The organism is Acinetobacter sp. BIGb0102, from assembly GCF_003815055.1.
In the GTDB taxonomy this organism is placed as follows: Bacteria; Pseudomonadota; Gammaproteobacteria; order Pseudomonadales; family Moraxellaceae; genus Acinetobacter; species Acinetobacter vivianii.
In genome coordinates, this window is record NZ_RKQE01000012.1 from 337,718 (window position 1) to 361,165 (window position 23,448).

Sequence of the window (23,448 nt, forward strand, 5' to 3'; positions counted from 1 at the left end):
ATTGGACTTTATAGCGTCATAAAAAAAGCCCCGATCAATGATCAGGGCTTTTTAGAATCTTGGCTCTCCCACCTGGGCTCGAACCAGGGACCTGCGGATTAACAGTCCGTCGCTCTACCGACTGAGCTATGGGAGAATAGTAGATTGGCTCTCCAACCTGGGCTCGAACCAGGGACCTGCGGATTAACAGTCCGTCGCTCTACCGACTGAGCTATTGGAGAATCTGATGCGCATTTTAGGCATGAAAAGCAGATGCGTCAACAACAATAGTAAATAAAATTAATCGTTTGCTTGATTAATAATCTTTTCAGTGCAAAGCGAGCAAAAAATGTGAGAAAAAGATCTTATTTACTTAAAAATTAATCAGTTAATGTGTTGTTCCTTGAACTTTGCCAGTGCATCAATTCGATATTGAATCAGCATTTCTCCAATTTCTGGGCCACTGATATGTTCAGGCAAATCTTGCGCACGTATATTTCTGACGATTTGCATTGCATCTAACATATATTGTGCTTGCGGATAAGGGCGTTGCTCTAAACCCAAGCGACCTTTGGCATCACATTCACAGGCCTGTACAAAAGCTTCCACTTTTTCTGGTCGGCGTAATACATCCAAACGTTGTAACAAGCGCCATAAAGTACCCGGTTTCAGATTTTTTACCTGATGGCATTTTAAATGCTCTTTACATACGATCAGAGCCAGATTTTTAAGCACAGTCGGTACTTTTAAGCGATCACAGATTTGAGTAACGGGCGGAATACCACGTTCTTCATGCATAATATGTCGTGGTAATTCTTCTACAGGAGTAAGTGCTTTCCCTAAGTCGTGTACCAGCACTGCAAAGCGCACTTCAAGCGCATAATTTGCTAAGCAGGCCTGTTTAAGCGCCATTAACGTATGAATGCCACAGTCAATTTCAGGATGATACTCTGGACGTTGGGGTACGCCGAATAATGCATTTATTTCTGGAAATAAGACTTCTAGGGCATCACAGTCTTTTAAGATCTGGAAATACACATCAGCATGGTCTTCCATTAAGGCACGAGAGGTTTCTTTCCAGACACGCTCGGGTGTTAATGCGCTTAATTCACCTGATTGGGCAATTTTCCGCATCAATTGCAAGGTTTCTTCTGCAACAGTAAAGCCGTAAGTTGCATAACGTGCTGCAAAACGGGCTACGCGGAGTACACGCAAGGGATCTTCGGTAAATGCCTCTGAAACATGACGTAGTACTTTGTGCTGTAAGTCCTGCTGACCACCATAAGGGTCATACACTTGACCATGATCATCCATTGCCATTGCATTAATGGTCAGGTCACGACGAATCAGATCATCTTCTAATTTTACGCTGGTATCGGTAAAAAACTGAAAGCCATGATAACCCACACCAGATTTGCGTTCAGTGCGCGCTAGTGCGTATTCTTCTTTTGTTTTTGGATGTAGAAATACAGGAAAATCTTTACCGACAGGTTGATAACCTTCGGCCAATAATTGTTCGGGCGTTGCTCCAACCACCACATAATCTTTTTCGTGATAGGGATGGCCGAGTAATTGATCCCGAACTGCACCGCCTACTAAATAAACTTGCATGAAAAAACCTCGATTCTTCACACAATCATGCTACAGAATAGAGGTTTTCTCAAGCGCTAAGCAAAGCTTTTCTGGAAAAGCTTTGCTTAGGTGTATTTAGTTTTGGCTTTGTTGAATTTCAGCAACTGTTAATGCGGTCATATTTACTAAACGACGAGTCGTTGCTGTAGGTGTCAGAATATGAACAGGTTTTGCAGCACCGAGTAAAATAGGACCAATTGTCACATTATTACCCGAAGTTGCTTTTAACAAGTTGAATGAAATGTTTGCCGAATCAAGGTTAGGCATAATCAACAGATTTGCAGAGCCTTTGAAGCGTGAATTTGGGAATGCAAAATGACGAATATTTTCATCTAATGCTGCATCACCGTGCATCTCACCTTCAACTTCAAGTTCAGGTGCCTGTTCAGACAATAAACGATAAACTTCACGCATTTTTTGTGCGCTTGGATCGGTTTGATCGCTACCAAAGCTCGAGTGTGAAAGCAGGGCAACACGCGGTGTAATACCAAAACGGCGAACTTCTTCTGCTGCCAAAATGGTCATTTCAGCAAGCTGAGCCGCAGTTGGGTTGGTGTTTACATAGGTGTCAGCAATAAATAAATTGCGATCTTCAAGCATTAACGCGTTCAAGGTAAAGAATGTGCTACGACCTTCTTTCAAGCCAATGATATTTTTCACGAAATCTAAGTGAATGTCATAGCTTGAATAAGTACCACATAACATACCATCTGCTTTACCAAACTTCACCAGCATCGCTGCGATGAGTGTAGAACGGCGGCGTGCTTCACGTTGAGCGTATTCAACTGTAACGCCTTTACGTTGCATGATCTGGTGATATTCTTTAGAGAACTCTTCGTACTGAGGATTTTTTTCCTGATCGACGATTTCAATGTTTACGCCATGTTGTAAACGTAAACCAAGCTTTTTGATATTCTCTTCGATCACTGCTGTACGACCAACAAGAATCGGTTTTGCCAAGCCTTCATCAACAGCAATTTGAACCGCACGTAATACGCGTAGATCTTCACCTTCAGCATAAGCAATGCGTTTAGGGTCAGTCTTCGCCTGTGCAAAGATCGGTTTCATCAAGAATGCCGAGTTATAAACGAACTCAGAAAGACGTTGACGATATGCAGAAAAGTCTTCGATTGGACGAGTTGCTACGCCAGAATCCATTGCTGCTTTCGCAACGGCTGGAGCAATTTCCAGAATCAAACGTTGATCAAGTGGGCGAGGGATCAGGTAGTCACGACCAAATGAAGCTGATTTTTCACCATAAGTTGCAGCATCTGCTTCAACATGTGCCATACGCGCAATCGCGTGAACACAGGCAATTTTCATATCTTCATTAATTGTTGTTGCGCCAACATCAAGCGCACCACGGAAGATATAAGGGAAACAAAGTGCATTGTTCACTTGGTTTGGATAGTCAGAACGACCTGTTGCCATAATGACATCTGGGCGAACTTCATGCGCATGTTCAGGTAAAATTTCTGGATCAGGGTTTGCCAATGCAAAAATGATCGGGTTCTCAGCCATTTCCTTAACCATTTCTTTGGTTAAGATACCTGCTGCTGAAAGACCCAAGAACATATCTGCGCCTGCCATGACTTCATGCAACTGGCTTGCCTGAATGTCTTGAACATAACGTTTTTTAGACTCGTCCAGACCTTCACGCGCAGTGGTCAGAAGACCGCGAGAGTCAGCAACAACAATGTTGTTTTTATTTACGCCTAAAGCGCAAAGTAAATCTAGACAAGAAAGTGCAGCAGCACCTGCGCCTGAGGCAACAATTTTAATTTCATCAATTTTCTTATTTACGATCTGTAAAGCATTGAGTAATGCTGAACCGACAATAATACTTGTACCATGTTGGTCATCATGGAATACAGGAATTTTCATGCGTTCGCGAAGTTTCTTTTCAATGTAGAAACATTCTGGCGCTTTGATATCTTCAAGGTTGATACCACCAAATGTTGGCTCTAGCGCAGCAACGATATCAACGATCTTGTCTGGATCATTTTCATCAATTTCGATATCGAATACGTCAACACCAGCGAACTTTTTAAAGAGAACGCCTTTACCTTCCATAACTGGCTTAGAAGCAAGAGGACCAATATTTCCCAAACCAAGCACAGCAGTACCATTACTCACGACGGCGACCAGATTACCACGTGCTGTATATTTCGCAGCGGTAGAAGGGTCTCTTTCGATTTCTAAACATGGAGCTGCAACACCAGGGGAATAAGCAAGCGCTAGATCTCGTTGGTTAACGAGCTGCTTGTTCGGTGTCACACTGATTTTTCCAGGTGTAGGAAATTCATGGTAATACAAAGCGGCTTGTTTTAAAGATTGATCGTCCATCTGAGTCTCATTTGTTCCGATAATAATCAGACATATAGAAGTCTAATTACTATATTAAGATAAGTGCACAAGAATATAGCACTAGTTCATGCTTTCGCACAGTCAAAAAAGCTTATTTTCACTGAACGATACAGCTATTCACAATCGATACCCAGCAGCAAAGAAAGGGCCAAAAAGCTTAAAATTTACTTTTAAATGGAATATCTTGCGGTTGACAGGTGTAGATGCTGTTGCAGATATTCCGTTGCTTCAGTTGCGGTCAGTGGCTTGGAGAACAGGTAACCCTGTAATATGTCGCAGTTTTGTGCTTTTAGATAGTCACGTTGTTGCTCTGTTTCTACACCTTCCGCAACGACTTTTAGGCCAATTGTTTTACCCATGGCGATCATGGCATTAACTATCGCATCCTGTTTTGGATTACCAATTTTTAAAATAAATGCACGATCAATTTTCAAAATGTCAATTGGATATTCGGTTAAGTAGGCAAGGGAAGAATAGCCTGTACCAAAGTCATCCAGTGCGATAGAGATCTGACGTTCTTTCAATGCGTTGAGAATAGTTTTAACGTTCTCGGTATTTTCCAGAAAAGCCGATTCGGTAATTTCCAGTTCAAGGTTCTTGCCAGAAACATCATAAGTTGTCAGGACTTCGTCAATATCATGCAATAACTGACCACGCAAAATCTGTTGGGCCACAATATTAACCGCAATATTGATATCACTAAAACCAAGCTTTTGCCATGCTTGTAACTGCTTGGCTGCTTCATGTAAAACAAATTGCCCAATATCGGAAATTAAGCTGGTGCTTTCTGCTAAAGGAATAAAAATGCTTGGCATAATTAATCCTTTAGTTGGATGTTTCCAGCGAATCAGCGCTTCAAAACCATTAATCTGATCATCGAGTGTGCTGATCTTCGGTTGATAGTAAACCACCAGCTCATTGTTCTGAATTGCTTTTCTTAGATCAAGCTCGAGATCACTATATTGATCAACAAAATTCGCTCTTTCATTAGAATAATAATGGATGGTATTGCCACCTAGGCGTTTTGCTTCATTTAGTGCCTGTTCTGCATGGGTATTTAAATTATCAACTTGACGACCATGTTCTGGATAGATCGCCACCCCAATAGAGATACTGACAAAATATTCTTGATCGGCAATATAAAAAGCTTTGCTGAAAGCCTCTACAATATTATTGCAGAGTTGATGAATAGGTGGATGTAAATGCGATATTTCATAAATAATTGCAAAATCATCTGCACTTAAATGTGCGACCAGCAGGGCATCAATATTACTGATCCGTAGTCGTTGTGCGACTTGTTTAAGCAACTCATTTCCAGCTTTATTGCTGATAATTTCATTGAGTGCACGGAAGCGATCGATATTCAGGCGAATGACCGCCAAGTGTTGAATGGCAGGTTCATTGACCAAATATTGATGCAGTTGTTGCTGATAATAAAAACGGTTAGGCAGATCAGTTAAGGTGTCATAATTGATCAAATAAGATAAACGCTGTTCCTGATGTTTACGTTCAGTCTGATCCGAAACAATTCCAATATAATTGATGACGCGATCTTGTTCATCTTTCACAGCATTGATGTGAATCCATAGGAAACATGATTTTTCAGAGTTATAAGTTTCCTGAAATTCACCTTCATATTCCTGTGCTTCACGTAGTGTATCTAGAATAGAAAGATGAAAGTTATGATGATGTTGTTTATTCTGTTTGGTAATTTCAAATAGCTGCTTGCCTAAAATGGCTTGTTTATCTAAACCTGTGAGCTGTTCGTATTTAGGGTTGATCTCAACATAATTGAAGTTTTCATCCAATATGAAAATACCCTCAGAAGCCTGTTCAAATACATTCGCAGCCAATTTAAGGCGCTCCTGATCTTTCTTCTCCTGATTGATATCACGATGTACACCCACCATGCGTAAGGCGGTTCCATTTTTCGGGTCTCTTAAAATGACCTGACCGACAGCGTGAATCCAGGTCCAGTCACCATTTTCATTTTTAATACGGAAAGTTTCTTCGTAACGCGGTGATTGGCCCGATAAGTGTTGATACAAGGTGTTTTTTACACGTTCAACATCATTTGGATGGGTAACTTCATTCAGTAAGGTATAAAGATTTTGCGCATTATGTGCGACTTCATGAGGAAGCGGCGAAGCATCAGGAATCGTATTTTCAAGATTCCAGTCCCAATGCTGAATTCCAGCGGTTTCATGCGCTAATGTCAGACTCTGGCGATGTTCTTCTAGACTTTCATTCATCTGCGTGAGGTCAAATGTACGTTCACGCACTTTTTGTTCTAACAAATGATTGTTGAACTGGAGCTGGGCTTCGATATCTTTAGATTTATTCACTTCATGTTGAAGTTGTTGGCAGAGTTCTTCAGTCCAATTGCTATGCTGTTGCGCAGCATCAATCAATTGTTTATTTTTTTCCAGTACCAGCGCGAGATGCTTGTGAATTTTATAAGTGGCTTGAGCGCAAAGCACGGTCGCGAAAAATGACGAATAATAGGCCAGATAGAATAGCGTATGGTCATGATGCCGATGTAAAAGCTGGGTTATAATTAATGGCGCGATACTCGGGATAAAAAATAACAAGAAATAGCGGATATGCTGTGTTAAAAAGGTCAGGGCAATGATATGTGACGCAGTCAGTAATAACGCAGTGAGCGTTAAAACATGAGAGCCAATCAAATTCGGAACATCGGAGCCTAAATAATGATTGATAATGACGGTATTAACGCCGATTAATAAACCTGTAAAAAAACAAATGAGTTGAAAAATAATATTGGTTTTATGGTTATAACGAACCGCAGAGTAACGTTTTAATAAAAAATGACAAATACCGGAAAAACCCAGCAGGATGGCAAGTGTGATAGTCATCCATGTGGTAAAAATATTGGCTTCAAAGGTATAAAAAACGCCAAACAGTGCATAATCTAACAGACAAATAGCAAACACACTTATTACAAACAAGCGTACATGATTCGGATAACTAATTTGATCCGTATAGATAAACTGTGGCAAGCTTTTGTCCTGAACCCCTAACATATAAAGCATAATCCTTTTCATTTTTTATCTATGTGGACAGTCTTTGTTTTTTTGTAAACATAGTCGATTTGCGCTTTAAATTAGCGCTAAATAAAATGGAAAGCAATGCTCAGGCATGATTAGGGAGCAAAGTGGTAATTTAAAATGGATAAAGCCACAACTGGAGCGGTTTCTGTTCTTAAAACACGGTCTCCGATACACCAGTTTTTAAAGTTATTTTGATTGGCAATGTTAATTTCTGCTTCACTTAAGCCACCTTCCGGGCCAATCAGTAAAGCCAGATCAGGTGAACTGTTTAACAGAACGTTGCTCTGATCTTTATTCGGAGCAAGCACAAAACGTGATTCAGGTAGGTCAGACTCAATCCAGTCAGTCAGAGAAATAGGGGCAAGAATTTCTGGCACACGATTCATCCCACATTGTTCGCATGCTGCAATTGCAACAGATTGCCAGTGATCCAGTTTCTTTTGGTCGCGATCATACTTTAAACGCATTTCGCAACGTTCACTGGTTAAAAGCTGAATCGTGGTAACGCCGAGTTCAGTTGCTTTCTGAATCGCATAATCCATACGATCACCTTTACTCATGACTTGACCTAAAGTCACCTTAAAAGGGGCAGTGCGGTCTGCTGCATCAAACTGATCGACCGAAACAAACGCATTTTTTTTGTTAATCTGCGTCAGGGTAACGACATATTCACCACCTTTTCCATTGAAAAAGATGGCTTGTTCTTGTTCTTTTGCGCGAAGCACGCGTACCCAGTGATGAAATACCGATTCTGTTAATTCAATGGTATTGCCAGTATTTAATTCGGTTTCGATATAAAAACGATTCATGCTTGGGTAGGGCTCGTACAAATTAGTTTAAACCAAGATCAACAACGAGTTGTCGAGTCGGTTCAGTTTGGTTCATTGAGTAGAAATGTAGTGTTGGTGCGCCACCAGCGATTAAACGCTCGCACAGATTCACAATCACTTCGTGACCGAAAGCTTTGATGCTTGCACTATCATCACCATAGGCAGCAAGCTGCTTGCGGATCCAGCGTGGAATTTCTGCACCTGTACCATCAGCAAAACGGATTAAATTGCTTGCATTGGTGATCGGCATAATACCTGGTGCAACTGGAATATTCACGCCTGCTTTCGCAATTCGCTCAATAAAGTAGAAATATGCATCTGGATTGAAGAAAAATTGAGTAATGCCGGCATTTGCCCCTGCATTTACTTTTTCTACAAAGCGTTGGATGTCACCATCAAAACTGTCTGCTTGTGGGTGCATTTCAGGATAAGCTGCCACTTCAATGTGGAAATGATCACCTGAATGTTCACGAATAAAGCGAACCAGATCCTGTGCATAAGGAAGTTCACCTAAGCCCACCTGACCTGAAGGTAGATCACCACGCAACGCAACAATACGATCAATGCCTTGAGATTTATATAAGTCTAAAAGTTCTGCGATACGGGCCTTGTCATCCCCGATACAAGACAGGTGAGGTGCAACAGGCGTACCTTGACCATTAAAGTCATTAATCGCAGCTAAAGTACGTTCACGGGTAGAACCGCCAGCACCATAAGTAATGGAGAAAAACTCTGGATTTAACAGTTGTAGTTCTTGATGAACAACACGTAACTTTTCCGCACCCGCATCAGTTTTTGGTGGGAAAAACTCAAAAGAAATAGGAACACGCTTCGTCATTTCAAATCCTTTTTAACTCGCCTGAAAAATTTTAGAAAAAAGGGCAGTCCGTAAAACGTCTGCCCTGATTTTCTTAGTATTTGTAAGCGTCAGATTTGAACGGGCCTTCCACTGGAACGCCTAAGTAATCTGCCTGTACTTGCGTCAGTTGTGTTAATACACCACCGAAGCCAACAACCATTGCTGCAGCAACTTCTTCGTCTAATTTCTTAGGAAGTACTTCTACGCGAATCGCCGCTTGTTTTTGATCAGCAGGCAAGTCAGCAAATTTCTCAGCGAATAAATGCATTTGACCTAAAACCTGGTTTGCGAAAGAACCATCCATTACACGTGAAGGGTGGCCTGTGGCATTACCAAGGTTTACTAGGCGACCTTCAGAAAGAAGGAGAAGGTAGTTATTTTCATCTTCTGAACGATATACTTGGTGTACTTGTGGCTTCACTTCAACCCACTTGTAACCACGGAGGTAAGCTGTATCGATTTCAGTGTCAAAGTGACCGATGTTACATACAACCGCACCCGCTTTTAAGCTATCTAACATTGCTGAATCACATACGTGGTAGTTACCCGTAGTAGTTACAACAAGGTCAGTATTGCCGAGTAGATCGTGATTGATGTCTTCTTTCTTGCCTGTTTGCACGCCATTTTTGTATGGAGATACAACTTCGTAGCCATCCATACATGCTTGCATTGCACAAATCGGATCAACTTCAGTTACACGTACGATCATGCCTTCTTGACGTAAAGATTGCGCAGAACCTTTACCTACGTCACCATAACCGATCACAAGTGCACGACGACCAGAAAGCAACATATCAGTTGCACGTTTGATCGCATCGTTTAATGAATGACGGCAACCATATTTGTTGTCGTTTTTCGATTTAGTGATCGAATCATTCACATTGATTGCAGGAACTTTAAGTGAACCGTCTTTCCACATTTCCAATAGACGTTGCACGCCTGTAGTGGTTTCTTCGGTAATACCGTGAATGCGTTCTAACAGCGCAGGGTATTTTTCATGAACAAGTGCAGTCAAGTCACCGCCATCGTCCAGAATCATGTTGGCATCCCAAGGCTGACCATTCACATTGATCTGTTGCTCTAGGCACCATACATATTCTTCTTCTGTTTCACCTTTCCAGGCAAATACAGGCACACCGCTTGCAGCAATGGCAGCAGCAGCATGGTCTTGAGTAGAGAAGATGTTACAAGAGGTCCAACGCACTTCTGCGCCAAGTTCAACTAATGTTTCGATTAGAACAGCAGTCTGGATTGTCATGTGGATACAACCCAAGATTTTTGCGCCAGCAAGTGGTTTAGCTGCTGAATAACGCTTACGTAAACCAATCAAAGCTGGCATTTCTGCTTCAGCAAGTTTGATCTCTTTACGACCGTAGTCAGCAAGGGAAATATCAGCAACTTTATAATCTGTAAATGAAGCATTCACCGCGTTCATCAGGATCTCCTAGAAAAAATAGTATGGATCATTCTGTTCGCGGATGCCGTTGTTGGCTAAAGCGAATGTTTAACCGATCGTCGAGCCTGGCAAATTGATCTTTAGTGCCGATCAATTGTCGCAGCATCCCTCGACTGGGCAATATGATACTTGGAAATCAGTTTTGTTCCAATAGGGACTGTTGATATTTCACAGATACTTGCGACAGAGGATATTTTTTAGGCGGTACAAGGAGAGTTTTGCGAAACTTAGTACTCTAAGTAAGCAAAACATAACGTAGTAACGGCAAAAAATAGCCCTGTCCCAGAGGGTTGTAGCTAAATTCCCTAAACTACGTTATGAAACTTGGCAAGGGGCTGCGATTGCCTGCTTTTCATGCCTTGTTGATGTGGTTTTAGCGAATAACGCAATGTATGGCTGAAATGTCACCAGACCCTAATATTTTATTGGAAATGGCTAGAAAATGAAGAATTAAAAGGGAGATAAAGTTGGAAATATTCTTATCTGTATAAATCAAGGATTCCAAATCCCTTTGGAATCCTCATATTTAGGAAATTTGTCATTAGGCTTTTAAATGATCTTCGAATTCTTCACCCAACTGCATTGCTAAAGCATTACCAGAGAGATCGCCTGTCACCAAACCATATTCTTTTTTAAAGCTAAAGGTAAAACCACGGTTATCTGTCAGATTCTTAACTGAATATCCCAATTTTTCTAACCAAATACGGAAAGCCAATACGTTTTTTGCTTTAACAACTCTGTTTTTCATGACAGATCTCCTTGTGAACATGTATTTATTAATAAGGGTCAGATAATTTTTTTTAAAGGGGCATTGCATAGAATTATTTTGCCACGTGTAAGTAATGTAAAATTAGCGTAATTTTTCTAGGTATAATGTTATCTGATGATTTTTTATCTAATTGAAATTAAAGGTTAAAGTGTTTTTATTTTTTGGTATTTAAAAATTATTTTTTAAATAAATATTTCATGACAAATGTAAAAAATGATTTCATTTTCTACCTAAATAGAAAAGTAGAAAATGAATCGCTTAAATTTACATCATTAATTAAAACTGATCTTTTAGGCTGCGGATACGCGCAAAGTCCTCAGCACTTTCAGTACGTAAAAATGGATTGGTTTCGAGTTCCTGTTCAATCGTACTTGGTAAGGTGATTTGATCTGCATCTCTTAATGCTTTGACCTGTCGCATACGTTCTTGCAGGGCAACATTATGTGGCTCTACAGTCAAGGCAAATTCACCATTCGCAAGCGTATATTCATGGGTGCAATACACTTTGGTCTGGATAGGTAGTGCACCCAGTCGATTTAAGGAGTGATACATTTGCTCGGCTGTGCCTTCAAATAATCGTCCACAGCCCATTGCAAACAGAGTATCTCCACTGAACAAACTGTCCATCTCTTCAATGAAATAAGTGATATGACCTAAAGTGTGACCAGGGGTCGCGATGACTTCAATTTTGAGGTCATTAAAATGAAAATGATCATTATTCTGTAGTGGATTTGAGATCAGGGAAATTTTACTTAATTCATCTCTAGGGCCATAAACCAGAAGATTCTGATTTGCCAATAAGCCCGGGACACCGCCAGTGTGGTCAGGATGCCAATGGGTCAGCCAGATCTGTTTCAGAGTGAGTTGATGTTGCTGGCAAAACGCTGTGACCAGCTCGGCTTCCGTCGGATCGACCGCCACAACTTCTTTGCTGCGGGTATCTTCCAATAACCAGATATAATTTTTTAAGGCATTTTTTACGTCAATTACATGAATCTTGTAATGCATAGCCGAGTCCTGAATCTTTGTTCCATGTGGTTATTGCGAGTTGGGTACTCAATACTGAGTGCCTGATTCTAGTTTAAGTGCAAATGCTATCGAGTGCAAAAAAGTGCTGTATTTGTACAGTAATACTGACTTTTTGGGGCAGATTCTGACGTCGATATTGATCGCGTCTATTTATAGTTGACAAGTGTTGTATTTTAAATAAAGATGAAAGAAAACTTTTATAAGTTAATAGTTTATATTCATCTTTAATCTTATAAGAAATACTTTATTAAAGCTAAATCAATTAAAAATTAGATTTAACAAAATAAGGATGAGGTCGTTTTAAATCATTAGGATGAAGCAGGGGAGCTTATGTCTGATTTGGTCGATCACGAAGTGGTCATGATTTTTAAAAAATATTTATATCCGCTCTCTGCCAAGCTGACAGAAATGTTAAATGAACACTTTAGTCATCAAACAGAACGGAGAGGTTGTGGCTATACACAAGCGACTCGCGTTATTGCAGAGTTTGTTTCGCAGGTGCGTGATCCGGTTGGGTTTCAGGATTTACGAATTTTTGAGGACTATGAAACCAAAGCGCTGAGAAATATTCTCAATCAAGCGGGTTCATATGGTCTGACATTAGAAACGTGGCGGAATCTGGATATCAATTTAGAAGTCCAGCAGACTTTAAAACGTTTAAACCCGCAAGAGAGCTTTGCACAGAATTTACAGCAAGAGGTCGATTTTCAAGCCAAACTTCGAAGCATTCATCAATATGCCCAGTTGGAAGAAAGTATCCTGATTTGCCAGTTGCTTGCCGATATTATCCTGCCTCGAGCGGCGCAGGATTTTGGCATGATCGAATGTCAGGCTTTGCTTGAAAAGCCTAAAGTGGGTTCTTGCCCGATGGCAGAAAAATTCTTTTTGCGCATTGCGCATCATCGGTTATTACGACAGGGTGAAATCAATATTTTTGTTGATGAACATGCTCAACCGATCATGATGGAAAAATTGAATATGGGCGATAACCATTCCTGTATCAGTTTGGTGCCTTTAATGATGAATGGGGTACGATTACCTGCGGGGAGTTTATTCTCAGCGCATTATGAGATTGAACAGCTCGATAAGCATAAAAACAAGCAATATAAAGGCTATGTGATCCCGATTGCCGAGATGAATGGTTTCTGGTTTTTGCGTTTAACCACTTTGGCTGTTTCACCACAACATCGTGCGCGGGCATTTGGCTATCATTTTAAACAGCAGGTAGACAATGGATTATTCAGGCCTGATAGCACTGAATTAAGTCAACTGATGGATATTGCTAAAGATCAGATTTATGTAGGACATCCATGCTAAAAGCTTGTTACTCTCCACGCTACTTTGCGCAAACGCATACCAATAGTATGGAAAAACTCACAGCTGTAGCTGATGTGTTGCGTACGCATCAAATGGCAGAACTGGTGGATCCTGGGCTGATTGATGTGGAAATCTTGAGGAAATTGCACAATCCACAATATGTCGATGCTTTTTTATCAGGAGAATCGGCATTTGCCACTGTTCAAGGTTTTAAGCCGTGGAATGAACAGTTGCGAGATGCGATTTTATCGGTTCAGGCTGGACAATTACTGGGCGCTGAAATTGCCTTGAAAGAAGGGGTTGCGGCCAATATTGCACAGGGATTTCATCATGCCAGTTATGAATCCGGTGCAGCCTATTGCACCTTTAATGGTCTGGCGCTGGTTGCCAAACAATATCCCGAGAAACGTATTTTTATTTTGGATTGTGATCAACATGGTGGGGATGGCACGGCTATTTTCACCAACCGTATGACCAATCTGATTAATTTTGGCATTTTTGGAATTCGGTTTGGCTGCAAGGCTGGCGAACGTAGCTTGACCCGTTATATTCATCCCAAACAAGGTAATTTTGATTTATATCGAGAGGCAATTTTTGAGGCCTTTCAGTATGCTTCACGTTGGGAGGCGGATCTGATGATTTATCAGGCGGGCATGGACTGTCACCAACATGATAAATATGGTTCAAAATGGTTGACCACAGAATTACTTTTTGAGCGTGATCGCATTGTCTTTGAAATGGCGAAGAAAATGAAAATCCCGATGCTATTTGTATTGGCTGGCGGCTATCAGAATTTAACCGATTTAGTTCCGCTCCATGTCAACACCTTCAAGGCAGCCAATGAAATTTACTTTCCTTAAAAAGGTTCAGGTGTAAAAAAAGCGCCCATCATGAGCGCTTTTTCTATATTTTTATTAACGTAATTTTGCTAGCCAGTCACCGAACATTTGTACCATTTGCACTAACAGCAATAATACAATGACGGTTAAAATCACTACGCTCGTATCGAAACGTTGGTAACCATAAGAAATCGCCAAGTCACCGATACCGCCTGCGCCTACAGCACCTGCCATTGCAGTCGCACCGATGAGAGAAATCGTACCTGTGGTCAAGTTTAGTATGAGTGAGCTACGCGCTTCAGGAATAATAAATCTGAAGATGATTTGCCACGGTGAAGCACCCATTGCCTGAGCAGATTCCACAATACCTTCATTCACTTCAAGCAATGAGGTTTCGATCAGACGGCCTAAGTATGGGCCCACATAAATGGTCAAAGGCACAATCGCTGCCCATGTGCCAATTGAAGTGCCAACCAGCATTTTAGTCAGTGGAATAACGGCAATCAGCAGAATAATGAAGGGAAGGGAACGCAGTGCATTCACAATCGGGTTTAGGAAATAATAAATCGCACGATTTTGCAGGATACCGCCTGAGCGAGTAACAACTAGCGTAATACCTTGAATCAATCCCCAAATGCAACCAAACAGCAGAGAGAAGAACACCATTTGAAAGGTTTCTTGCAGTGCTGTCACAAACTGGTCGATTGAGAGGGAACTATGCCAAAATGGAGCAGTGACTTGGGTCAGCCATTGTACGATTAAGTCTCTCATTGGCTTACCACTCCAGATTGTTCCACTTTCACGCCTTGAAGCTCAAGGAATTTTACGGTTTCCTGAATGATCAACGGATCACCTAAAAGCTGGATAAACATTTGTCCGATCACCGTACCATTGATCTCGGTCATATTGGCAAACAGAATATTTAAACTCACATCAAATTGTTTAATCGCAGCCTGAATCACGGTTTCCTGTGCTGAAGTGCCGAGGAACTGCAAGCTATAGATACTATTATGATGTTGATGTTCAAGATTACTCAAAATATTTACAGGTAACTGCTGTTGCAATACCGTTTGAATAAAGGTCTTGGTGGTTGGATGCTGTGGCTGACTGAAAATATCCAGCGTCGGGCCAGTTTCAATCACATGACCTGATTCCATGACCGCCACATAATCACATACTGATTCGATTACATCCATTTCATGGGTGACCATGACAATGGTAATGTTCTGTTCTTTGTTAATTTTTTTTAATAGCGCTAAAACAGATTTGGTGGTCTGTGGATCAAGGGCGGAAGTTGCTTCATCGCACAGTAGAATCTTGGGATGATTGGCCAGCGCACGCGCGATACCCACACGTTGTTTTTGACCCCCTGAAAGCTCATCAGGGTAGGCATCTTTTTTATGTTTAAGATCGATAAACTCTAATAGTTCAGCCAGACGCTTTTCACGTTCAGCTTTGCTATGCCCAAGTAATTTAAGTGGCATTTCAATATTTTCAGACACGGTTTTAGTCTGAAGGAGATTGAAGTGCTGAAAGATCATGCCAATATTTGCACGTTCTTGACGAAGTGTTCGCGCGTCCATAGCAGTAAAGTCTTTTTGATTGATAATGACTTGTCCCTGCGTCGGGCGTTCAAGCAAATTAATCAAACGGATCAGCGTACTTTTACCTGCACCACTATAGCCGATAATGCCAAAGATACTACCGTCCGGAATCTCTAAATTGATCTGGTCCAGTGCATTGATCGTTTGACCTTTCAACTGATAGTGTTTCGAAATGTTTTTAAATTGGATCATGTTCGTCAGTACTATGGCAGAAAAGAAAAAACAGGCAAAATCACTTTGCCTGTTTTAGGATCTGTTGATATTTCAGTCATGCATTGCGTTATTGGCGAAAACCACGCAAACAAGGCATGAAACGAAGGCAATGGAGATACCCTTACCAAGTTTCATAACGAAGTTTGCGGCAGTTTTAGCCATAACCCTTTGGGACAGGGATATTTTTTGCTGTTACTACGTTATGGCTTAATCATTTAGAATGACTAAATTTCATAAGCCATGCCTTGTACCATCTAAAAAATATCCTCTGTCGCAAGCATCAGTGAAATGTCAACAGACCCTGTGCGACATTATATTACGAATTTGCTTCTGTGAGGTAGCTTGTTGGTTTGTTCACGTCAACTTTCGTACCTGCAAAGTGTTCTTGAACATATTGCTTCACAGCTTCAGTATGGTAAAGCGCGCCAACTTTTTGCAATACAGCATCATCTTTACGAGATTCTGCAGTCGCTAGGACGTTTACATTCAGCTTCGTGCTTTGATCTACAGGCTCATAGAAGATCGCATCTTTCAGAACGTTTAAACCGCCTTCCATTGCAAGTGTATTACCTAATAAAATCGCATCAACTTCGTCTTTAACACGTACAGCTGTTGCCATTTGAATTGGTTTGATCACAATTTTTTTCGGGTTTTCAGTAATGTCAGCAGGGGTGCCTTTTACTGGATCAAAGTCAGCTTTTAACTTGATTAAGCCCGCGCTTTGTAAAAGTAATAATGCACGTGATTCGTTCGCGCCGTCATTTGGAATCGCAATGGTTGCACCTTCAGCAAATTCGTCAACTTTTTTGACTTTGCTTGAGTAGATACCCATTGGCTCTAAATACGTGGTTGAAACAGGTGCAATCTTATCTTTATTGGCAGCATTAAATGCCACAAGGTATGCGTAAGACTGGAATGCATTCAAATCAACTTCTTTGTTCGCTGCAGCAGTATTCATGGCAACGTAATCAGTGAAGTTTTTAATTTCAAGTTTGAGACCAGCAGCTTTGGTTTCTGGTAAAGTTGCGATATAACGCCAGATATCAGCGTCAGAACCTGTAGAAGCGATTACAACAGTTTGTAATGCAGCAGCATCACCTTTTTGCTCGGTAGATGCGGTATCTGGTTGTTTACTGCAAGCTGCAAGTAATAACACCGATACACTTAAAAAAAGACTAATCAGCTTTTTCATGTATAAATCCTAATCGGAATAATGGCGAGAAAATCAGCATTTCTCGAGCATTAATAATTGCAATAGGTTTGTATGTTGTAAATTGGCATCGTCCTCAAACAATCACGTGAATTATTTTTGAGGTTTTTGGTAGAGTCCTTTCCACAACACGCGAAAAATAAATGAATATTCATGTTCCCATTCAGTATATATACAGTGGGAAATCAAGCATTCATATCTTTTTCTAATCAAATTTGGATTTAGCTGCAATTTGTTTTGTTAGGAAAAATATTCTAATCATTTGAAATGAATGAAAAAGAATACTGAATTAACATAAAAACAACATCTAAAATTTCGGCAATCATACCAATAATTTAATGCAGGGGACAGTGCAGCAGATTGTCCTAGTGAGTATAAGACTATGATTATTTGAGAGAAATTAAATCATAAGTAAATATAAATTGATGATAGTTTTATGGTTTTTTCAAAAAAGATCTGTAGCAGATTGAATTAGAACACAAATATATATTTTTCTGAATTTTATATTTAAATAATGAATATAGAAGTGAGAATTATGCAATTTAAGGAATAAAAAAGCCTTCCGAAGAAGGCTTTCAAGCATAATTTACTTATTCAGCTTTTTCACGGGCAATGGCGCGATAACCAATATCGCTACGGTATTGCATACCAGTGAAAGTGACTTGACCACAAACTTCCAGCGCATTGATTTGCGCTTCAAGCACGGTATCACCCAGTGCAGTAACGCAGAGTACGCGACCACCCGCAGTAATCACATGACCATCAGCACTCATTGCAGTACCGGCATGGAAGATTTTGGTATCTTCTGGAGATTGACCAAGACCTGAAATTACATCGCCTTTGCGTACAGTTTCAGGGTAACCACCAGCAGCAAGAACGATACCAATCGATTTGCGCTCATCCCATTCAGCTTCGCTTGGTAAGTTACCTGCAATACCAGCCTCAACCAAATCAACCAAAGATGATTTTAAGCGCATCATGATCGGTTGAGTTTCAGGATCACCAAAGCGACAGTTGAATTCGATCACACGTGGTTGACCTTGTTCATCAATCATCAGGCCTGCGTATAAGAAACCTGTATAAACGTGACCGTCCGCAGCCATACCATCAACGGTTGGACGCATCACTTCATTCATGACACGTTCAAAGACTTCCGCAGTGACGACAGGCGCAGGAGAGTAAGCACCCATACCACCTGTGTTTGGACCTTCATCGCCTTCAAAAATACGTTTATGGTCTTGTGACGTTGCCATTGGCAAAATATTATTGCCATCGATCATGCAAATGAAGCTTGCTTCTTCGCCTGCAAGGAATTGTTCAATCACAACGCGTGAACCCGCATCACCAAATTTGTTGCCTGCTAGCATATCGTCGATTGCTGCAAAAGCTTCTTCATTGGTCATGGCAACGATCACGCCTTTACCCGCAGCAAGACCATCGGCCTTAATGACGATAGGTGCGCCATTTTGCTCAACATACGCTTTAGCCGCATCTACTTCAGTAAAGACATCATAAAAAGCGGTTGGAATGTTGTGACGTTTTAAGAAGTGTTTTGCAAATGCTTTAGAACCTTCTAGCTGAGCTGCATATTGGGTTGGTCCCCAAATTTTTAAGCCAGCTTCGCGTGCTGCATCAACCACACCATTCACTAAAGGCGCTTCAGGGCCAACGATGACTAATGCCACATCATTTTCTTTGGCAAAAGCAATAATGGCTGGATTGTCTAAAATATCGAGTTCAACATTTTCACATTTGTCTTCAGTTGCAGTACCTGCATTACCTGGTGCTACAAAGACTTTAGTGACTTTTGCATCTTGTGCGATTTTCCATGCAAGTGCATGTTCACGGCCACCGCTACCCAAAACTAAAATATTCATTATAAAGTTATTTCCCTTTTTCCGTATTTAAGAATATACCTGTTCAGAATAAAAAAGTCCCCCTTAACCTCTCCCTTACGGAACTACAATCGTTCCTCATCTCCTAAGAGGAGAGGGAACCCATATTGATATTTGTGTAGTCTCCCTCCTTTTAGGAGAGAGATTTAGAGGGAGGTAAATAAGATGGAAACTTTAAAGTAGGATTAGTGACGGAAGTGACGCATACCCGTGAATACCATTGCAATACCAGCTTCATCTGCTGCTGCAATTGTTTCTTCGTCACGCATCGAACCGCCTGGCTGGATAATGCATTTAATGCCAGCTTTGGCAGCATTATCAATACCATCACGGAATGGGAAGAATGCATCAGATGCCATAACTGCACCTTCAACCACTAAACCTGCATGTTCAGCTTTAATCGCAGCAATACGTGCAGAGTTTACGCGGCTCATTTGACCAGCGCCTACACCAATTGTTTGACGATTTTTTGCATAAACGATTGCATTTGATTTCACATATTTTGCAACTTTCCATGCAAAAATAAGATCATCAATTTCCTGTTCAGTCGGTGCGCGTTTAGTCACAACTTTCAAGTCATCTTTAGTGATCATGCCCAAGTCTTGATCTTGAACCAATAAGCCGCCATTAACACGCTTATAGTCAAGCTGTGGAGCACGTGCATCAATTGCAGGAAGTTCGCCACAGACCAGCACGCGTACATTCTTTTTCGCACCTGTGATTTCAAGTACGCCATCCGCAATGCTTGGTGCAATAATCACTTCAACAAATTGACGATCAACAATTGCTTGCGCTGTCGCGGTGTCTAATTCGCGGTTGAATGCAATGATGCCACCAAATGCTGATTCAGGATCGGTTGCATAAGCAAGATCATAAGCTGCTTTGATACCATCCAATGAAACAGCGACGCCACAAGGGTTTGCATGTTTAACGATGACACACGCAGGCTTCGCAAATGATTTCACACATTCAAGTGCTGCATCGGTATCTGCAATATTGTTATAAGAGAGTTCTTTGCCTTGTAATTGCTTCGCAGTAGAAACAGATGCTTCTTTTGCATTTTCTTCTACATAGAATGCTGCGTTTTGATGAGGGTTTTCACCATAACGTAAATCTTGTGCTTTATTTAGTTGCGTATTGAAGGTACGAGGGAAGAGATCCGCTTCGCCTTCTGCTTTACCCACGCGTGCACCTAAATAAGAAGCAATCATGCCATCGTATTGTGCTGTATGTTCAAATGCTTTTACTGCTAAGTCGAAACGCGTTTCATAAGAAAGCGTACCATTTGCTTTTAGCTCGGCAACAACTGTGTCATAGTCCGCTGCATTAACGATAATTCCCACTGAAGCGTGGTTTTTCGCTGCAGCACGAACCATGGTCGGACCACCGATGTCGATGTTTTCGATTGCATCTGCAAGCGAGCAGTTTGGTTTAGCCACAGTTGCAGCAAATGGATAAAGGTTAACAATCACCAGATCAATCGGATCAATGTTGTGTTCTTGCATCACCGCTTCGTCCAGACCACGACGAGCCAGGATGCCTCCATGAATCTTTGGATGTAATGTTTTAACACGACCATCCATCATTTCAGGAAAACCTGTATGTTCAGAAACTTCTACTACGGCAATATTGTTGTCTTTAAGCAACTTATATGTACCGCCCGTAGATAAAATTTCTACCCCTAGAGCTACAAGATTTTGAGCGAATTCAACGATTCCGGTTTTATCAGATACAGAGATTAAAGCACGTTTGATAGTCATGATTTTAGTCAACAGTTTGAAGTCTACAGATTAAAACAAAGGCAAAAAAAATGCCCACGAGAACGTGAGCATTTTATCAATTATTCACTCATTAAACCGTGAGCTTTTAACTTTTTGCGTAAAGTTCCGCGGTTAAGGCCTAAAATCTCAGCAGCACGCGTTTGGTTGCCACGAGTATATTCTAAGACCACAGATAAAAGAGGTTTCTCCATTTCTGCTAAAACCATGTCATAAACTTGAGATGGTTGCTCACCTTGCAATTGTGCAAAATAATGACGAACTGCGCGATCTACATGGATGCGAAGAGCGACATCAGATTGAGCCGTAAAAATAGGAGATTTGCTATTCATGCGTGTTAATCCGAAAAATCAAAATATCACTTGGGTAAAGTGATATAAATGTGGTCTAAATTACTGAGCCCCGTTTTAGATCCTAAAACAGTGACTCTAAAACAAAAGGACTATTAGCTTGCCACAAATCCTCGAGTTGTGTAAAAAATAAGCGTAACAATAGTTAAATATTTGTTACCGCCTACTTTCAAAAACAAAAAAACCAACAATGCGCTTATTGGGTAAAAGCACAGTTCGTTTAACGATTTTATTGTCTGTAGATTACGAGGAGTAAGTGGGTCAAAGCATTCGTGGCGCGTATCATACCACTGTCAGCGAAAAAGTGAGCAAATTAACTGCACTTTTTTTTGTTTTTTTGTCACTTTTTTGAGCTTTTAGGGCTGTACAAATTCTAAACTATAGTCATTGAAGCTATTTTTGCTTTTCGGAATGGTAAATTCGAAGCGAAAAGGGCTATTTGATGGGATGCGCTGAATGGTCTTTAAACTGTCGACTAAATAGTCTTGCGGTTTCAAAACGGTATAAGAAATTGCTTCACCGTTTTGTTTAAGTACCACTTTAATTGGGGGAAGCACAACGCTATTTGCATCTTGGTTAAGCAATACGCCAGAAAAACCTGTGGCATTATGCTCAACCCGTTTCAGTTTTACTTTCTCAAAACTAAGAGACTGATATTGTTCATTGGCGACTTTGCAGCTCAAAAGACCACAGACATAATTAAACATCTGGTTTAATGCTGGGCTTTCATGCATGAGTTTCGGGTTAAACCATAAAATTTGAAAAGCAAACACCAGAATCAGTGCAATATTTCCAATACCCCAAAGGGTGTAATACAACCAGCCATGTTGTTTGTCATTATTTTCCTGATCCATTGACAGTGCATCTTCTGAAAGATTCAGGTTAGGCAGGGCAGTGACGGGTTCGGTATTAAAGTAATTCAGGTTATTTAAATAAGTGAGTAGATCAATATTTGAGTTTTCAATTTTCTGATCGAAGATCCTTAAGATCTGCATCTGCTTTTCTGCAAATGAGCTATCTGGCTGAATCGATGAAAACAGTGAGCGATTAACGGGCGTTGGTGTCGCATCACTGTCTGTTTCGAGCAAATTGGTTAATGCATTAAAGTTAATGACGCATTTTGGGCAACAAACCATACCCTGTGCAACACTGAGTTGTGAAAGGGTCACTTTGTACACAGTTGAACATTTAGGGCAGCGGGTTTGTTTTTCACTCATAAGTTATAAAATTCTCAAATTGTTTTTCGTTTTCCTGAAATGCGGCACCAGTTTTCTTCACGCTTTTCGATTTCTAATATATCAAAAAACTCAGCGTAAACGCTAGAAACATCAGCAACTTGCTCTTCAATTACACCTGCTAGTGCGAACTCTCCCTCATTTTTTAATAAAGTTGAGAATTCAGGCGCAAGTGCCATGAGTGGAGCTGCAAGAATATTGGCAACCAGAATATCAGCCTGTTGAGGTTTGAATTCCTGATCAAACTCTTCAGGCAAACCGACATAAAGGCGGTCAAGCACACCATTTAACTCGGCATTTTGTTTTGTTGCCAGTACAGCTTGTGGGTCGATATCCGTTGCATAGACTTTTTTAGCGCCTAATAAAAGGGCAGCAACGCCTAAAATACCTGAACCACAACCATAGTCGATCACAACTTTATCTTTTACATCAGTTTTACCTAACCACTGTAAACATAAGAATGTGCTGGCGTGGTTACCTGTACCGAACGCTAGACCTGGATCAAGTTTAATGTTGGTTGCATCTGCTTCAGGTGGTTCTAACCATTCAGGGACGATCCAGAATTTTTCACTAATTTGAATTGGTTCGTAATAATCCATCCATGCGCGTTCCCACACCTGATTTTCAAGGTATTCATGGCGCATTGGAACATCAGGAAGTTGTGCTTTAAGGAAAGTTTCCAAAGCATCTACGTCAATTGGGTCATCTTCTTCTTGTTGGTAAATACCCGTAACGATGACTTTATTCCAAAGCGGAGTTTCGCCTGGTAATGGCTCAAGCAGGGCTTGATCTTCTGCATCATCTAAAGTAACACTCACCGCACCCAATGAAAGGAGCAATGTTTCGGTAAGTTCAACTTGATTTTGATCAACAGTAATATGAATTTGTAGCCAGTTCACAGGAAAACCTAAATAAATGTATTTGTGCGTATTGTAATAGATTAAAACTTATTAAAGGGATTATAAAATAGACAGATTACAATTTTAAGGACAAATATTTAAGTCAGTGAGCTCTA

Annotated in this window: 18 protein-coding genes and 2 tRNA genes; 2 read left to right on the top strand and 18 right to left on the bottom strand. The window is 40.8% G+C overall.

What is annotated here, in order from left to right; all coding sequences use genetic code 11:
• Nucleotides 1–60 precede the first annotated feature (60 nt).
• The 10 genes from EC846_RS10430 to gloB all read right to left on the bottom strand — a co-directional run bounded on the left by EC846_RS10430 (nucleotide 61) and on the right by gloB (nucleotide 11,971).
• A tRNA-Asn gene (locus EC846_RS10430) sits at nucleotides 61–136 on the bottom strand.
• 9 nt (nucleotides 137–145) lie between these two features.
• Nucleotides 146–221 (bottom strand) — tRNA-Asn (locus tag EC846_RS10435).
• A gap of 142 nt (nucleotides 222–363) precedes the next feature.
• On the bottom strand, nucleotides 364–1,590 hold the full coding sequence (locus EC846_RS10440; RefSeq protein WP_123775129.1) for a multifunctional CCA addition/repair protein: 1,227 nt from the start codon (nucleotides 1,588–1,590) through the stop codon (nucleotides 364–366).
• Between the two features lie 96 nt (nucleotides 1,591–1,686).
• Nucleotides 1,687–3,957, bottom strand: a complete 2,271-nt coding sequence (locus tag EC846_RS10445; protein WP_004771523.1) for an NADP-dependent malic enzyme — start codon at nucleotides 3,955–3,957, stop codon at nucleotides 1,687–1,689.
• Between the two features lie 191 nt (nucleotides 3,958–4,148).
• Nucleotides 4,149–7,022, bottom strand: a complete 2,874-nt coding sequence (locus EC846_RS10450) for an EAL domain-containing protein (RefSeq protein WP_123775222.1) — start codon at nucleotides 7,020–7,022, stop codon at nucleotides 4,149–4,151.
• Nucleotides 7,023–7,141: 119 nt separating this feature from the next.
• Nucleotides 7,142–7,858, bottom strand: a complete 717-nt coding sequence (locus EC846_RS10455) for a 16S rRNA (uracil(1498)-N(3))-methyltransferase (RefSeq protein WP_123775130.1) — start codon at nucleotides 7,856–7,858, stop codon at nucleotides 7,142–7,144.
• A 22-nt stretch (nucleotides 7,859–7,880) separates the two neighbouring features.
• The gene (metF, locus tag EC846_RS10460; RefSeq protein WP_005229551.1) at nucleotides 7,881–8,717 is read right to left on the bottom strand and encodes a methylenetetrahydrofolate reductase [NAD(P)H]; all 837 of its coding nucleotides are present in this window, start codon (nucleotides 8,715–8,717) and stop codon (nucleotides 7,881–7,883) included.
• 73 nt (nucleotides 8,718–8,790) lie between these two features.
• Nucleotides 8,791–10,173 carry an adenosylhomocysteinase gene (gene ahcY, locus EC846_RS10465; protein ID WP_123775131.1) on the bottom strand — a complete coding sequence of 461 codons (1,383 nt, stop codon included), beginning with the start codon at nucleotides 10,171–10,173 and terminating at the stop codon, nucleotides 8,791–8,793.
• Nucleotides 10,174–10,735: 562 nt separating this feature from the next.
• Nucleotides 10,736–10,942, bottom strand: coding sequence for a hypothetical protein (locus tag EC846_RS10470; RefSeq protein WP_004771531.1), 207 nt, complete (start codon nucleotides 10,940–10,942; stop codon nucleotides 10,736–10,738).
• Nucleotides 10,943–11,239: 297 nt separating this feature from the next.
• The gene (gene gloB, locus EC846_RS10475) at nucleotides 11,240–11,971 is read right to left on the bottom strand and encodes a hydroxyacylglutathione hydrolase (RefSeq protein WP_123775132.1); all 732 of its coding nucleotides are present in this window, start codon (nucleotides 11,969–11,971) and stop codon (nucleotides 11,240–11,242) included.
• 351 nt (nucleotides 11,972–12,322) lie between these two features.
• Here gloB and EC846_RS10480 point away from each other — a divergent pair, with 351 nt between their 5' ends.
• Both EC846_RS10480 and EC846_RS10485 read left to right on the top strand, forming a co-directional pair.
• Nucleotides 12,323–13,309, top strand: a complete 987-nt coding sequence (locus EC846_RS10480) for a hypothetical protein (RefSeq protein WP_123775133.1) — start codon at nucleotides 12,323–12,325, stop codon at nucleotides 13,307–13,309.
• Nucleotides 13,303–14,169: a histone deacetylase gene (locus EC846_RS10485; protein WP_123775134.1), complete on the top strand. Its 867-nt coding sequence runs from the start codon at nucleotides 13,303–13,305 to the stop codon at nucleotides 14,167–14,169. The genes EC846_RS10480 and EC846_RS10485 overlap by 7 nt, the downstream gene beginning before the upstream one ends.
• Nucleotides 14,170–14,223: 54 nt before the next feature.
• Here the strand turns inward: EC846_RS10485 and EC846_RS10490 are convergent, their stop codons facing one another.
• From EC846_RS10490 to prmA, 8 genes are all read right to left on the bottom strand, one after another.
• Complete coding sequence (locus EC846_RS10490) at nucleotides 14,224–14,919, bottom strand: methionine ABC transporter permease (RefSeq protein WP_123775135.1); 696 nt, start codon at nucleotides 14,917–14,919, stop codon at nucleotides 14,224–14,226.
• On the bottom strand, nucleotides 14,916–15,944 hold the full coding sequence (locus tag EC846_RS10495; protein WP_005256835.1) for a methionine ABC transporter ATP-binding protein: 1,029 nt from the start codon (nucleotides 15,942–15,944) through the stop codon (nucleotides 14,916–14,918). Before EC846_RS10495 ends, EC846_RS10490 begins: the two co-directional genes overlap by 4 nt.
• A 337-nt stretch (nucleotides 15,945–16,281) precedes the next feature.
• A complete protein-coding gene (locus EC846_RS10500; RefSeq protein WP_004771540.1) occupies nucleotides 16,282–17,157 on the bottom strand; it encodes a MetQ/NlpA family ABC transporter substrate-binding protein in 876 nt (291 codons plus the stop codon).
• 608 nt (nucleotides 17,158–17,765) lie between these two features.
• Nucleotides 17,766–19,052 (bottom strand): phosphoribosylamine--glycine ligase, encoded by a 1,287-nt coding sequence (purD, locus tag EC846_RS10505; RefSeq protein ID WP_004771543.1) that lies wholly within the window; start codon nucleotides 19,050–19,052, stop codon nucleotides 17,766–17,768.
• A gap of 203 nt (nucleotides 19,053–19,255) precedes the next feature.
• On the bottom strand, nucleotides 19,256–20,830 hold the full coding sequence (gene purH, locus EC846_RS10510) for a bifunctional phosphoribosylaminoimidazolecarboxamide formyltransferase/IMP cyclohydrolase (protein WP_009514779.1): 1,575 nt from the start codon (nucleotides 20,828–20,830) through the stop codon (nucleotides 19,256–19,258).
• Nucleotides 20,831–20,910: 80 nt separating this feature from the next.
• Nucleotides 20,911–21,180 (bottom strand): DNA-binding transcriptional regulator Fis, encoded by a 270-nt coding sequence (fis, locus tag EC846_RS10515; protein ID WP_001086304.1) that lies wholly within the window; start codon nucleotides 21,178–21,180, stop codon nucleotides 20,911–20,913.
• Between the two features lie 374 nt (nucleotides 21,181–21,554).
• Entirely contained in the window at nucleotides 21,555–22,415 is an 861-nt protein-coding gene (locus EC846_RS10520; RefSeq protein ID WP_123775136.1) for a DUF3426 domain-containing protein, read from the bottom strand.
• 14 nt (nucleotides 22,416–22,429) lie between these two features.
• Complete coding sequence (gene prmA, locus EC846_RS10525) at nucleotides 22,430–23,332, bottom strand: 50S ribosomal protein L11 methyltransferase (RefSeq protein ID WP_004771547.1); 903 nt, start codon at nucleotides 23,330–23,332, stop codon at nucleotides 22,430–22,432.
• Nucleotides 23,333–23,448 lie beyond the last annotated feature (116 nt).

Bases quoted from the DNA above. Each gene is read 5' to 3' on its own strand.
- EC846_RS10440 (WP_123775129.1), bottom strand. From the start codon at position 1,590: ATGCAAGTTTATTTAGTAGGCGGTGCAGTTCGGGATCAATTACTCGGC.
- EC846_RS10445 (WP_004771523.1), bottom strand. From the start codon at position 3,957: ATGGACGATCAATCTTTAAAACAAGCCGCTTTGTATTACCATGAATTT.
- EC846_RS10450 (WP_123775222.1), bottom strand. From the start codon at position 7,022: ATGTTAGGGGTTCAGGACAAAAGCTTGCCACAGTTTATCTATACGGAT.
- EC846_RS10455 (WP_123775130.1), bottom strand. From the start codon at position 7,858: ATGAATCGTTTTTATATCGAAACCGAATTAAATACTGGCAATACCATT.
- metF (WP_005229551.1), bottom strand. From the start codon at position 8,717: ATGACGAAGCGTGTTCCTATTTCTTTTGAGTTTTTCCCACCAAAAACT.
- ahcY (WP_123775131.1), bottom strand. From the start codon at position 10,173: ATGAACGCGGTGAATGCTTCATTTACAGATTATAAAGTTGCTGATATT.
- EC846_RS10470 (WP_004771531.1), bottom strand. From the start codon at position 10,942: ATGAAAAACAGAGTTGTTAAAGCAAAAAACGTATTGGCTTTCCGTATT.
- gloB (WP_123775132.1), bottom strand. From the start codon at position 11,971: ATGCATTACAAGATTCATGTAATTGACGTAAAAAATGCCTTAAAAAAT.
- EC846_RS10480 (WP_123775133.1), top strand. From the start codon at position 12,323: ATGTCTGATTTGGTCGATCACGAAGTGGTCATGATTTTTAAAAAATAT.
- EC846_RS10485 (WP_123775134.1), top strand. From the start codon at position 13,303: ATGCTAAAAGCTTGTTACTCTCCACGCTACTTTGCGCAAACGCATACC.
- EC846_RS10490 (WP_123775135.1), bottom strand. From the start codon at position 14,919: ATGAGAGACTTAATCGTACAATGGCTGACCCAAGTCACTGCTCCATTT.
- EC846_RS10495 (WP_005256835.1), bottom strand. From the start codon at position 15,944: ATGATCCAATTTAAAAACATTTCGAAACACTATCAGTTGAAAGGTCAA.
- EC846_RS10500 (WP_004771540.1), bottom strand. From the start codon at position 17,157: ATGAAAAAGCTGATTAGTCTTTTTTTAAGTGTATCGGTGTTATTACTT.
- purD (WP_004771543.1), bottom strand. From the start codon at position 19,052: ATGAATATTTTAGTTTTGGGTAGCGGTGGCCGTGAACATGCACTTGCA.
- purH (WP_009514779.1), bottom strand. From the start codon at position 20,830: ATGACTATCAAACGTGCTTTAATCTCTGTATCTGATAAAACCGGAATC.
- fis (WP_001086304.1), bottom strand. From the start codon at position 21,180: ATGAATAGCAAATCTCCTATTTTTACGGCTCAATCTGATGTCGCTCTT.
- EC846_RS10520 (WP_123775136.1), bottom strand. From the start codon at position 22,415: ATGAGTGAAAAACAAACCCGCTGCCCTAAATGTTCAACTGTGTACAAA.